12 protein-coding genes are annotated in these 12,670 nt (G+C 65.1%); 7 read left to right on the top strand and 5 right to left on the bottom strand.

All coding sequences use genetic code 11. The annotated features are described in order from the left end of the window. Window positions 1-444 precede the first annotated feature (444 nt). The 4 genes from IP86_RS16345 to IP86_RS16330 form a co-directional block, all read right to left on the bottom strand. Window positions 445-702: a DUF3297 family protein gene (locus IP86_RS16345; RefSeq protein ID WP_054163593.1), complete on the bottom strand. Its 258-nt coding sequence runs from the start codon at window positions 700-702 to the stop codon at window positions 445-447. Next, window positions 699-1,175 carry a glutathione peroxidase gene (locus tag IP86_RS16340; RefSeq protein WP_054163592.1) on the bottom strand — a complete coding sequence of 159 codons (477 nt, stop codon included), beginning with the start codon at window positions 1,173-1,175 and terminating at the stop codon, window positions 699-701. The genes IP86_RS16345 and IP86_RS16340 overlap by 4 nt, the downstream gene beginning before the upstream one ends. Before the next feature lie 22 nt (window positions 1,176-1,197). Then, complete coding sequence (locus IP86_RS16335) at window positions 1,198-2,595, bottom strand: amidase family protein (protein WP_054163591.1); 1,398 nt, start codon at window positions 2,593-2,595, stop codon at window positions 1,198-1,200. A gap of 68 nt (window positions 2,596-2,663) precedes the next feature. After that, entirely contained in the window at window positions 2,664-2,921 is a 258-nt protein-coding gene (locus IP86_RS16330; RefSeq protein WP_054163590.1) for a DUF6894 family protein, read from the bottom strand. Window positions 2,922-3,057: 136 nt separating this feature from the next. On the opposite strand from IP86_RS16330, the gene pip reads away from it, so the two are divergent. Beyond that, window positions 3,058-4,050, top strand: coding sequence for a prolyl aminopeptidase (pip, locus tag IP86_RS16325; RefSeq protein ID WP_054163589.1), 993 nt, complete (start codon window positions 3,058-3,060; stop codon window positions 4,048-4,050). Between the two features lie 3 nt (window positions 4,051-4,053). Here pip and IP86_RS16320 read toward each other — a convergent pair whose 3' ends face one another. Beyond that, window positions 4,054-4,827, bottom strand: coding sequence for an SDR family NAD(P)-dependent oxidoreductase (locus tag IP86_RS16320; protein ID WP_054163588.1), 774 nt, complete (start codon window positions 4,825-4,827; stop codon window positions 4,054-4,056). Between the two features lie 96 nt (window positions 4,828-4,923). Here IP86_RS16320 and IP86_RS16315 point away from each other — a divergent pair, with 96 nt between their 5' ends. From IP86_RS16315 to pgl, 6 genes are all read left to right on the top strand, one after another. After that, on the top strand, window positions 4,924-5,418 hold the full coding sequence (locus IP86_RS16315) for a winged helix-turn-helix transcriptional regulator (protein ID WP_054163587.1): 495 nt from the start codon (window positions 4,924-4,926) through the stop codon (window positions 5,416-5,418). Window positions 5,419-5,436: 18 nt separating this feature from the next. Continuing rightward, window positions 5,437-6,102 carry a DUF4286 family protein gene (locus tag IP86_RS16310; RefSeq protein ID WP_054163586.1) on the top strand — a complete coding sequence of 222 codons (666 nt, stop codon included), beginning with the start codon at window positions 5,437-5,439 and terminating at the stop codon, window positions 6,100-6,102. Between the two features lie 249 nt (window positions 6,103-6,351). Further along, window positions 6,352-9,204 carry a bifunctional transaldolase/phosoglucose isomerase gene (locus tag IP86_RS16305; protein WP_054163585.1) on the top strand — a complete coding sequence of 951 codons (2,853 nt, stop codon included), beginning with the start codon at window positions 6,352-6,354 and terminating at the stop codon, window positions 9,202-9,204. A 160-nt stretch (window positions 9,205-9,364) separates the two neighbouring features. Further along, window positions 9,365-10,405, top strand: a complete 1,041-nt coding sequence (gnd, locus tag IP86_RS16300) for a phosphogluconate dehydrogenase (NAD(+)-dependent, decarboxylating) (RefSeq protein WP_054163584.1) — start codon at window positions 9,365-9,367, stop codon at window positions 10,403-10,405. Further along, on the top strand, window positions 10,402-11,913 hold the full coding sequence (zwf, locus tag IP86_RS16295; protein ID WP_054163583.1) for a glucose-6-phosphate dehydrogenase: 1,512 nt from the start codon (window positions 10,402-10,404) through the stop codon (window positions 11,911-11,913). The genes gnd and zwf overlap by 4 nt, the downstream gene beginning before the upstream one ends. Continuing rightward, the gene (gene pgl, locus IP86_RS16290; protein ID WP_054163582.1) at window positions 11,913-12,656 is read left to right on the top strand and encodes a 6-phosphogluconolactonase; all 744 of its coding nucleotides are present in this window, start codon (window positions 11,913-11,915) and stop codon (window positions 12,654-12,656) included. Before zwf ends, pgl begins: the two co-directional genes overlap by 1 nt. Window positions 12,657-12,670: the final 14 nt, after the last annotated feature.

Genomic DNA, 12,670 nt, shown 5'->3' with positions numbered 1-12,670 from the left:
TGAAGTTTGCTCGACCCGCTTCATGGACGAATTCGTTAACGTCGGCCCTTAATCATCCCCGCACGAGACACCGGAGCGCTGCCGCGCCATAGCGGACGGAAGCGCGGCCAGCTGTCCCAGCCTGCGACAGCCATGTCCGCTGATCTTAACGGATGGAACGCGATCAGAACAAAGCGCCGACGAATCGGCCGAATCAGCGGTGATTGACACATCGAAAGCAGGATTTAGGCGACCTCGCGGAAGGTCTGGACTAGATCTAGCTACGCTTTCGGAGAGATACCGTCGCAAAGCGCCGCCATTCGTTAACGCCGCGCCACAAGTCGCCGCATTGGCGCAGGCGGCTTTGCGCGGCGACCAGGCAAAGAATGGACAAGGAAGCTGCCGCAGTCGCAGCCTTCGTAGGGCGGCATCGCCGCGCGCGCGGCCACGGCAGCGAGCGGATGCTCAGCTGCGCGGGCGGATAAAGGGCTCGACCGGACCGTGGACCTTGATGGCGAGCTGGTTGCCGAAACGGTCCTTGGCGTTGCCGGCGGCGACGCGGATCCAGCCCTCGCTGACGCAGTACTCGATGACGTTGGTCTTTTCCTGGCCCTTAAAGCGGATGCCGACGTCGAGCGCCAGCACGGCTTCATTGTAGTACGGGCTGGATTCTTCGACCGAAAGGCGATCGGGCAGTTCGATATTCTGAGTCTGGTCGGTCATAGCAACGTCTCGATCTCTTTGCCGAGCGATTCCGGCGTGGTCGTCGGCGCGTGACGCGATACCACGCGGCCGCTGCGGTCGACCAGAAATTTGGTGAAATTCCACTTGATCCCGGAGCCGAGCAACCCGCCCTTCTCACCCTTCAGGAACTTGTAGAGCGGATGGGCCTGCGCGCCGTTGACGTCGATCTTGGCGAACATCGGGAAGCTGACGCCGTAGTTGCGCGAGCAGAACTGCGCGATCTGCGCCTCGTCGCCCGGCTCCTGCGATCCGAACTGATTGCACGGAAAGCCGAGCACCGAGAAGCCGCGCGGCCGGTAGCGCTGCTGCAGCGCTTCGAGGCCCTTGTATTGCGGGGTGAAGCCGCAGGCGCTGGCGGTATTGACGATCAGCAGCACCTGCCCTTCGAACTGCTTCAGCGAGATCTCCTCGCCGGCCAACGTCTTGGCGGAAAAATCATAGATCGAGGTCATCGGCCGGTCCTCTTGCGCGTCGTTACTGCAGCGGATCGATCGGGGACGGCGGCGTGCCGCCCGCCTCGATCGCTTCACCGGCGAGCAGGCACAGATCCTCGCGATAGCGCCCGGCGACGAGTTGCACGCCCACCGGGACGCGCCCGACGAGGCCGGTCGACACAGTCAGGCCGGGCAGCCCCATGAACGGGGTGCCGACCTGCGGCATCTGGGCGGCCCAGACACGCTTGAATGAGGCTTCGTCCTTGAGATCGAGCCGCTGCGGGAACGGCAGCTCACCTGACACCGGCATCAGCAACACCGCGTAACGCTGGAAGAACAATTCCCAGTCTCGCGTCAGCGTCGCCCGGCGCACCAGCAGCCGCGACAGCGTCGCAGCGTCGGTGATCTCGCGCGCGCGATTGCCGTTGAGGCAGGCCAGCGCGCCTTCGTCGCCTTCGCGCTGCGCGGCGTCGAGCATCGCGCGGTAACCATCGCCCAGCCAAAACTGCGCCTGCAATTCGGCCGCTTCGCGCAGCGGCGGGGTCTGATCGATCTGTTCGACCGTCCAGCCAGCGTCCTCCAGCCGGCGTGCGGCATCGAGCACCGCATCTCGTACGTCCGCGACGACCTCGAGATCGTCCGGCGCGACGCACAGCGCCGCCCGCTTGTCGCGCGGCGGCCCTTGCAACGGCGCCGGCACCCACCAGGGATCGCGCGCATCGGCCTGCGACAGCGCCGCGAGCGCGAGCCGAAGATCAGCGATGCTCCGTGCCAGCGGGCCCGAAACCGCACTGATCTGTGGGCAGATCGCGCGCTCGGGCGACGACGCGTTGTAGGCGGCGATGCGGCCCAGCGTCGGGCGCAGGCCGTGCACGCCGCACGCATAAGCCGGATAGCGCACCGAGCCGGCGATGTCGGTGCCGTGCGCGATGTGGCCGATGCCCGCCGCCACCGCGGCCCCCGCACCGCCCGACGAGCCGCCCGGCGTGATCGACGGATCGCGCGGGTTGAGGGTCTCGCCGTGCAGCTTGTTCGACGTGAACCAGCGATACGAAAACGCCGGCGTGTTGGTGCGGCCGACGATCACCGCGCCGGCGTTCAGCAGATTATCGACCACCGGATTGTTCGCCGTCGCGATCAGGTCGCGCTGTAACGTCACGCCGTTGGTGGTGGCGAAGCCCTGCTGATCGACGTTGACCTTGACGGTGACCGGCACACCGGCCAGCGGTCCGACGTCATCGCCGCGGCTCAACGCCGCGTCGACCGCGTCGGCCTGCGCCAGGGCATCTTCGGGGCGATGGTCGATCACCGCGTTGATCGCAGGATTGACCGCATCGAGCCGGTCGAGCGCCGCCTGTGTCGCCTCGCGCGCGGACAGTTGGCGCGCCTTGATCAGGCCGGACAGTTCGGTCGCCGACAGTCGCCAGATGTCTTGCATGTGTCCCCCGATCGATAAGAACTTGATAGCGCGCAGGCAAACGCCGCGCCACCGTCAAATCGGGGTGGTCAATGCCTGTTCCGCGGCAGCGCCGGCATGTCGAGCAAGGCTTCGCTGAAGGGGAAGTCGAGCACCACGTGGCCATCCTCGTCGGTGACTTCGAGGCTGGCGCGGATCAGATCGACCTGCGCGGCCTCTGTCTTGACGATCTCCCTGATGGTGGCGCGGGCCACCTCCCACGCATGATCCGCATCGCGCAGATCCTCGCCCTCGGGATCCGGGATCAGCTCCGCTCCAATCCGTGTGTTGAAATAGTATCGCGGCATCCAAAGTTTCCGTTTCGTCTGGGCTGAAAGTGAGGGGCACGCCGCCGATGCGCAACCCTGTCCGCCGCATGGCGCCGTCCCACGCGCCTGCCTTGCCGTGCTCGCGTTCCGCCGCATTTGGCTGTAACCACATCAGATGACTCCCGAAGCAGAACGCGAGATCCGTCCCGGTCCCACCAGCGCCGCGCAGCCGCTGACGTCGCAGATGCTCGACGTGGGCGACGGCCATGCGCTGTACGTTGAAACCAGCGGCAACGCAGATGGTTCGCCGGCGATCTATCTGCATGGCGGTCCCGGCAGCGGCTGCCAGCCGGATCACCGCCGGCTGTTCGACACGCAACGATTTCGCGCCGTGCTGTTCGACCAACGCGGCGCCGGCCGCAGTCGGCCGAAAGGGGGCCGCCAAGCCAACACGCTGCCTCACCTCATCGCCGACATGGAGACGATCCGCACCACGCTGGGGATCGAACGCTGGCTGGTGGTCGGAGGTTCATGGGGTGCGACGCTGGCGCTGGCCTATGCACAGGCGCATCCGGACCGCGTCAGCGGCATCGTGCTCCGCGCGACGTTCCTCGGCACCCGCGCCGAACTCGAAACAGCCTTCCTTGAGACGCTGCCGAGGTTCTATCCTGGGTTGAACGCGGACTTTCTGTCGCTGCTTCGCGAGGGCGAACGCGCCGCACCGCTGGACGCCTATTGGCGGCGCATTCTCGATCCGGATTCTGCCGTGCACGGCCCCGCCGCGCGAGCCTGGGGAGAGACCGAGTCGATCCTGTCGCAGATCGCGCCGAAGCAGACCCGGCTGGGCCCGCGCGCTGCCGGCGAGACGCGGCCGCTACCGGCTACGCCGTTCATGGAAGCGCACTACTTCGTCCACGACTGCTTCATGCGGCCGGATCAGCTGATTGCCGAGGCGAACAAGCTCGCCGGCATTCCCGGCATCGTCGTGCAGGGCCGTTATGATCTGCTGTGTCCGCCCGCGACCGCCCACCGGCTGATCGCGAGCTGGCCGAACGCGGAGCTGCGTACCGTCGATGCGGCCGGACATCTGCTCTATGACCCGGGCGTCCGCGACGCCGTGATCGCTGCGATCAACGACATCGCGGATCGCCCCCAACATCCGCGCTGATCGTCAGCCGCGATAGATCGGCGCACCTGCTGGAGAGCCGGTGGCGCCGCCATCGACGAAGATTTCGACACCCTGGATATGAGCGGCATCGTCCGACGCCAGGAACAGCACGGTCTTGGCGATGTGCTCCGGCTCGGCGATCCGGCCGAGCGGCGTCGCGGCTGCGATACGGCTTTCGAGCACGGCCATCGCCTCGTCGGTCGGCGCAGCGCCCTTCCAGATTGGTGTGCGCGCACCACCGGGCGCGACCACATTGACGCGAATGTTGCGCGGCGACAGTTCGGACGCCATCACCCGCGCCATGCCGCGCAGCCCGGCCTTGCTGGCCGCATAGGCCGCGTAACCGGGATTGCCCAGCACCGCGATCACCGAACTGTTGAGAATGATCGACGCGCCGTCGTTGAGATGCGGCAATGCGGCCTGCACGGTGAAGAACGGCGCGGTGAGGTTGGTACGGATCACCTGCTCGAACGCAGCCAGCGACGTCGTGCCGAGCGGCGTCGATCCCGGAATGCCCGCATTTGCGAACAGGACGTCCAGCTTGCCGAACGCCTCGGCCGCTTGCGAGGCGGCACGCTCGAGCGCAGCGACGTCGTTGACGTCGGCCTCCACTGCCAGCGCGGCGCTGCCCAACGCGTCGGCGGCCGCCTTCAGCCGTCCCGCGTCGCGCCCGGTGATCGTCACCTTGGCGCCTTCAGCAATGAACAGCTTTGCCGTCGCCAAACCGATGCCGCTGTTGCCACCCGTGATCAATGCCGTCTTTCCCGCCAGCCTCATGGTCGCCTCTTTCTGGTTGCATGATGAAACTGATTGCGATGTACGCCACCAGTTTTATATTGCAACCACACAAGCGCGTGATCGGCGGACGGCGAGATGGTGAAGCGAACGAGTTTCGAGAACGATCCCTGCCCCGTGGCGCGTGCGCTCGAGGTGATCGGCGACTGGTGGTCGCTGTTGATCGTCCGCGAAGCCTTCTTCGGTGTCCGGCGCTTCAACGAGTTTCAGGGCAAGCTGGGATTGGCGAAGAACATCCTCGCCAGTCGCCTGCGCACGCTGGTGGAGCATGGCATTCTCCGCCCGGTGCCGGCAGCGGACGGCAGCGCCTACCACGAATATTTGCTGACGCCGAAGGGCCAGGGGATTTTCCCGATCCTGGTGGCGCTGCGCCAGTGGAGCGAACAATTCGACCCTCGCCCTGAAGAGATCGCCACCGTGCTGGTGGATCGCAACAACGGCCGACCGGTGAGGACTCTCGAACTGCATGCCGAAGACGGACGGCTGCTTAGCCCCGCCGATACCACTTTGCAGCCGAGATCGACTGCCAAATCGAAGAAGGCAGGCACGCGCAGCAGCGCGACCTCCAATTGAACCCAAGGATAGCTTTTCATGCCGCTCGCCGCTCGGGGAATGTTGCTGACCGCGATGGACATCGACGCCGAGGACGAGCCCGACTTCAATCGCTGGTACGATCGCGAACATCTGGCTGAGCGTGTCGCGATCGACGGCTTTCTCGAAGCGCGCCGCTATGTCGCGGAGGACGCCTCGCCGAAGTATCTCGCTCTGTATGCCACCCGGACCTTCGAGGTGCTGAGCAGCCCGGCTTACCGCAAGGCGCTCGCACACCAGACCGAGTGGTCGAACCGTAACATCGCCAAATTCAAGAACATGATCCGCGGCGCGGCACGGATCACCGCAAGCCACGGCGAGGGTCGCGGCGCGCAGCTCGGGCTGGTGCGGCTCCGCCCGCGCGGCGGCAACCATGAGCACCTTCGCGCCATGATCGTCGCTCAGCGCGAACTATTGGCGCAGGACGGCCTCATCTCGATGCACCTGCTGGAGAACGACCCCGCTCTGTCGCGACCGCTGACCGACCCGCCGGGCGTGACCAGCGCCGGAGCATCCGACTGGTTCGTGGTAATCGAGGGCAGCAATCGAACGGCCGTCAGGGCGATGATCGAGCGGTTTGAAGGCCTCATCGGAGCGGAGCTGATCTCGACCTGCCTGTACACGCTGCTCTGGGATCTTGCGCGGAGCGACCTCTCAGGCGCCTGACCTGCTTGCGTCGAGCGGCGCTCTCTGCCGTTGCCCGTAGATCAGGCAGATCGCGACAACCGGCGTGCTTCATCCAGCCATCACAGCTTTGCGATACGGCTTGCTCGGAACCCTTTCGCCTCTAGCGCGTCAGTTCAGCTCGCCGCTGTACGGCCGGCCGCCATGGCAGGCAAGGACGTGTTGACAAGCTTCCGCTCCCGGACGGAAATGCACGCGAGGCTCCCTCGCACCGAATGACAGACAAAGCACATGAACCCCGTCAAAGCGCTCGAACAACACGACCAGGCCGTCTGGCTCGACTTCCTCGCCCGCGGCTTCATCGCCAAAGGCGATCTTAAGAAGCTGATCGACGAAGACGGGGTGAAGGGAGTAACCTCGAACCCCTCGATCTTCGAGAAGGCGATCGGCTCGTCCGACGAATATGACGGCGCGATTGGCACGGCGCTGAAGCACGGCGACCGCTCGGTTGGTGAGTTGTACGAAGCCCTCGCAGTCGAGGACATCCAGCACGCCGCGGACGTGCTTCGCCCCACTTATGACCGGCTCGAGGGCCGCGACGGCTTCGTCAGCCTGGAAGTGTCGCCCTATCTGGCGCTCGACACCAAAGCGACGATCATCGAAGCCGAGCGGCTGTGGGAGACCGTCAAGCGCGAGAACCTGATGATCAAGGTCCCGGCGACCCGCCAGGGCCTCGCGGCGATCAAGCACCTCATTTCCAAGGGCATCAGCGTCAACATCACGCTGCTATTCTCGCAGGACGTCTACCGGCAAGTTGCTGAGGCCTATCTGTCCGGTCTCGAGACGTTGATTGCGAACGGCGGCGACCCTGCCCGTGTTGGTAGCGTCGCGAGCTTCTTCGTCAGCCGTATCGACAGCGCCGTCGACAAGCAGCTCGACGACAAGATCGCGCAGGCCAATGATCCGGAAGAGAAGGCACGGCTAGAAAAGCTGAAGGGCAAAGTGGCGATCGCCAATGCCAAACTTGCTTATCAGGACTACAAGCGTCTGTTCTCCGGCGATCGCTGGGCCAAGCTGGAAGTCTGCGGGGCCAAGCCGCAGCGCCTGCTCTGGGCCTCCACAGGGACCAAGAACAAGGCCTATAGCGACGTGCTCTATGTCGAGGAGCTGATCGGCCCGCACACGGTCAACACCGTGCCGCCCGCAACGCTCGATGCGTTTCGCGATCACGGCAAGCCGCGCGACAGCCTGGAAGAGCATGTCGATGATGCGGTCAAGGTCTTGAAGGATCTGGAGAACGCCGGCATCTCGCTGCAGCAGATCGCCGAAACGCTGGTCACCGAGGGCCTGCAGCTTTTCGCCGATTCTTTCGACAAGCTGCTCGGCGCGGTTGCGTTCAAGCGCAACACCGTGCTGGCTGGCGAAGTGGGTACCCAGACGCTCGCGCTCGCTGCCGATCTCGAAAAATCCTATCAGACGCAAGCCGACGAGTGGCGCAAGGCTGGCAAGATTCGCCGGCTCTGGGACCAGGACAAGGCTGTGTGGACCGGGACCGATGAAGACAAATGGCTCGGCTGGCTGAACAGCGCCAAAGCCGAAGCCGCCAAACTCGCCGACTACGCTGATTTCGCCAAATGGGTGAAGGCGCGCGGCTTCACCGACGCGGTCGTACTCGGCATGGGGGGATCCAGCCTTGGCCCCGAAGTTCTTGCCGAGACGTTTCCGCAGCAAAGCGGCTTCCCCAAACTGCATGTGCTGGACTCGACTGATCCGGCTCAGGTGCGCGCGCTCGAAGCCAGCGTGACGCTCGGCACCACACTCTTCATCGTTTCGTCGAAGTCGGGCGGCACTACCGAGCCCAACGTGATGAAGGACTACTTCCTGTCGCGCGTCGGTGAGACCGTCGGCGCCGACAAGGCCGGCCAGCACTTCGTCGCCGTGACCGATCCTGGCTCGTCGATGGAGAAGGTCGCGACCGAACAGAAGTTCGCCCGCATCTTCCACGGCGATCCGACGATCGGAGGCCGATATTCAGTGCTCTCGCCGTTCGGCATGGTGCCGGCCGCCGCTGCGGGCCTCGACCTCGGCAAGCTGCTCGAGCTGACGCTGAGCATGGTGCGATCTTGCGGACCGGATGTGCCGCCGAGCGAAAACCCCGGGGTTCAGCTCGGTCTGGCGATGGGCTGCGCCGGCCTCGCCGGTCGCGACAAGGTCACGATCAGTTCTTCCAAATCGATCACCGATTTCGGCGCATGGGCCGAACAGCTGATCGCCGAGTCCACCGGCAAGGACGGCAAGGGTCTGATCCCGATCGACGGCGAGCCGCTGGCCGATCCGGCGGCCTACGGCAACGACCGGCTGTTCATCGATCTGCGGGTCAGCGGCGAAAGCGACGCCGCGCATGATGGCAAGCTTGAAGCGCTCGAAGCGGCCGGTCATCCGGTGGTGCGGATCGTGCTGAAGTCGCCCGGCCATATCGGCCAGGAATTCTTCCGCTTCGAACTCGCCACTGCGGTGGCGGGCGCGATCCTGGGGATCAATCCGTTCAATCAACCCGACGTCGAGTCCGCCAAGATCAAGACCCGCGAACTCACCGCGGCGTTCGAGAAGTCCGGCGCGCTACCGGACGAGAAGCCGGCGATGTCGACGGCCGATGTCGATCTCTATACCAGCGAGTCGAACGCGGCGGCGCTGCGCGACTCGGGAGCCAACGGCTCGCTGGATTCGTGGATCAAGGCGCATCTGTCGCGCGCGCAAGCCGGCGACTACGTCGCCCTGCTCGCCTATATCGAGCGCAACACCGCGCATATCGAGAGTTTGCAGAGCATGCGGCTCGCCGTTCGCGACCGCCGCCATGTCGCGACCTGCGCCGAGTTCGGTCCGCGCTTCCTGCACTCGACCGGCCAGGCCTACAAAGGCGGGCCGGACAGCGGCGTGTTCCTGCAGATCACCGCGGAGGATGCGCAGGATCTGCCGGTGCCCGGACAGAAGGCGAGCTTCGGCATCATCAAGGCAGCACAGGCGCGCGGCGATTTCGACGTGCTCACCGAGCGCGGCCGCCGCGCCTTGCGGGTTCACCTCAAGGGCGACCTTGCGAGTGGATTGAAAGCTCTCGACGCCGCCGTCCGCGCGGCGCTGAACTAACTGCAGAGGCTCCGTCATTGCGGGGCGCAGCGAGGCAATCCAGAACGCAGGCACTGGATTGCTTCGTCGCTTCGCTCCTCGCAGTGACGAAGGCTTTCGAAGATTACCAACGAGGCTGCACAATCAAGCGCAGCCCGGACACATAGCTGGAGACCTCGGCATGCAGCTCGGCATGGTCGGCCTCGGACGAATGGGCGGCAACATCGTTCGCCGCCTCCTGAAAGATGGCCACCAGGACGTGGTGTATGACCGGGATCCGGCGGCGGTCGAAGCGCTGGTCAAAGACGGCGCTACGGGAGCCGCCAGCCTGGAGGATCTCGTCAGCAAGCTCGACGCGCCGCGCGCGGTGTGGGTGATGCTGCCCGCCGGCCACATCACCGAGACCACGATTGACCAGCTGGGCAAGTTACTCGGCCCCGACGACGTCATCATCGACGGCGGCAACACGTTCTGGCAGGACGACATCCGCCGCGCCAAGACGCTGCGGGAAAAATCGATCGCCTATGTGGATGTCGGCACCTCCGGCGGCATCTGGGGCTTCGAGCGCGGCTACTGCATGATGATCGGCGGCGACAAGCAAGTCGTCGATCGCCTCGATCCGATCTTTGCGACGCTGGCGCCGGGTATCGGCGACATTCCGCGCACGCCCGGCCGTGAGGATCGCGATCCCCGCGTCGAACAGGGGTATATCCACGCCGGCCCGGTCGGCGCTGGCCATTTCGTCAAGATGGTCCACAACGGCATCGAATACGGCCTGATGCAGGCCTACGCCGAAGGCTTCGATATTCTCAAGAACGCCAATATCGACGCTTTGCCGAGCGAGCATCGCTTCGATCTGGACATCGCCGACATTGCCGAAGTCTGGCGGCGCGGCAGCGTGATCCCGTCCTGGCTGCTCGACCTCACGGCTTCGGCGCTGGCGCGCAATGCCGCGCTCGACAGCTATTCCGGCTTTGTCGAGGATTCCGGCGAGGGCCGCTGGACCATCAACGCCGCGATCGATGAGGCCGTGCCGGCCGAAGTACTGACCTCGGCGCTGTTCGCGCGCTTCCGCTCGCGCAAGGAACACACTTTCGCCGAGCGAATTCTCTCGGCGATGCGCGCCGGCTTCGGCGGCCACAAGGAGCCACAACAGCATCCCGACGCCGCTCATCAGGCTGCCCCGCAACAGAAGATGAAACCGAAATCGGAGAACGTGTGACCAGCCAGCCCAATGCGCAGATCCCGGATGGCTGCGCCTTCGTGATCTTCGGCGTCACCGGCGATCTAACCCACCGGTTGGTGATCCCGGCTTTGTACAATCTGGCGGAAGCCAATCTGCTGCCGGAAAAGTTCTGCGTCGTCGGCATCACCCGCAAGGAGATGTCCAGCGAGGATCTACGCGCCAGCCTGCTGGAAGGCCTGAAGAAGTTCGCGACGCGCCCGGTCAAGGACGATATCGCCGACAAGCTGCTGTACTGCGTCACGGCGGTCAGCGCCGATCCGTCCGATCCCTCCTCGTTCGACAAGTTGCGCGAACGGCTGGAGAAGCTCGAAGCCAACCGCAACACCGGCGGCAACCGGTTGTTCTACCTGGCGACCCCGCCCGACGCGTTCGCACCGATCTCGACCGAGCTCGGCCGGGCCGGCCTGCTCAAAGAAGAAGGCGGCGCGTGGCGACGGCTGGTGGTTGAAAAGCCGTTCGGCACCGACCTCGCTTCCGCCAAGGCGCTCAACGATCATCTACTCGGCATCGTCAGTGAGCACTCGCTGTACCGGATCGATCATTATCTCGGCAAAGAGACGGTGCAGAACATCCTGGTGCTGCGCTTCTCCAACGGCATGTTCGAGCCGATCTGGAATCGCGAGCACATCGACCACATCCAGATCACCGTCGACGAGAAGCTCGGCGTCGCCCACCGCGGCAGCTTCTACGACAAGACTGGCGCGCTGCGCGACATGGTACCGAACCATCTGTTCCAGCTGCTGTCTCTCGTCGCCATGGAGCCGCCGTCGCATTTCAACGCGCATTCCGTGCGCTCGGCCAAAGCCGAAGTGCTGGCGGCGATCCAGCAGCAGAGCGAAGAGGAAGCGCTGCGCAACTCAGTGCGCGGGCAGTACACCGCCGGCAAAGTCGGCGACACCGAGATCGGCGACTATCGCAAGGTGCAGGACGTCGACCCCGCCAGCACGACCGAAACTTACGCAGCGCTGAAGCTGACGATCGACAATTGGCGCTGGGCCGGCGTGCCGTTCTATCTGCGCACCGGCAAGGCACTCGGTGCCAAGCGCACCGAGGTCGCGATAAAGTTCAAACAAGCGCCGTTCGCGATGTTCCGCTGCACGCCGGTCGAGGAGCTCTCGCAGAACTATCTGGTCATCGGCATCGAGCCCGTCGAAGGAATCGCGCTGCAGTTCAACACCAAGATCCCCGGGCCGACGATCGCGATCGACGGCGTCGAGATGACGTTCCGCTACAAGGACTACTTCAAGGTCGCGCCGAGCAACGGCTACGAGACGCTGCTGCACGACTGCATGATCGGCGACAACATCCTGTTCCAGCGCGCCGACGGCGTCGAGGCGGGTTGGCAGGCAGTCCAGCCATTCCTCGATGCGTGGCAGAACGCGGGCGCCGAAGGTCTCGAGAGCTACGCAGCCGGGAGCAACGGCCCCGAGGAGGCCGAGGCTCTGCTCAAGCGCGACGGCCGCAATTGGCGGGAGCCGAGCTAGTGCAGGTCGGAAATCGCCAGATCGTCGTCGCTGCCGATGCAGACGCACAGGCCCGCTTGGCCGCGCAGCGGCTGATCGCACGCATCGCCCTGCACCACGATCGTCCGGCGATTTGTCTGACCGGCGGCTCCGGTCCGCAGCGGATGTTCGAACTGCTGGCCACCGAATTCGAAGATCGGATTCGCTGGGCTCGCGTGCACTGGTTCATCAGCGACGAGCGCGTGGTATCGTTCGACGATCCGCTCAGCAACATGGGTACCGCGAAGCGCGTGCTGCTCGACGGACGTGCGCCCGCCGCGAACATCCATCCGATTCCAACCAGCCAAGGCGCCGATCCCGGCCAGGTCGCGCGTGACTACGAGCGCGAACTGCAATCGTTCTACGGCTCGACCAAGCTCGACACGGCGCGGCCACTGTTCGATCTCGTGCTCGGCGGCGTCGGGCCCGACGGCCACACCGCCTCGCTGTTTCCCGGCTGGCCGCAGCTGGCAATTCGCGACCGCTGGACGGCCGGCGTCGACAAGGCCCATGTCGAGCCCTTCGTGCCGCGCGTCACCCTGACCTTCCCGGCGCTCGCCTCGTGCAGCGAGATGCTGTTTCTGGTTCACGGCGCGAGCAAACGCGGCATCGTCGAGCGCGTGCTTGCCGGTGAGGACCTGCCGGCCGGAAAAGCCCGGTCGAACGGCGAGACAGTCTGGCTGATCACCGAGGATGCGCTGCCGGAGAGCGTTCGTGACCGCTGACGTGGCGCGGCGGG

Origin of the sequence: Rhodopseudomonas sp. AAP120 (assembly GCF_001295845.1) — a bacterium.
GTDB lineage: Bacteria > Pseudomonadota > Alphaproteobacteria > Rhizobiales > Xanthobacteraceae > Rhodopseudomonas.
This window is presented reverse-complemented; position numbering and strand designations above follow the sequence as displayed.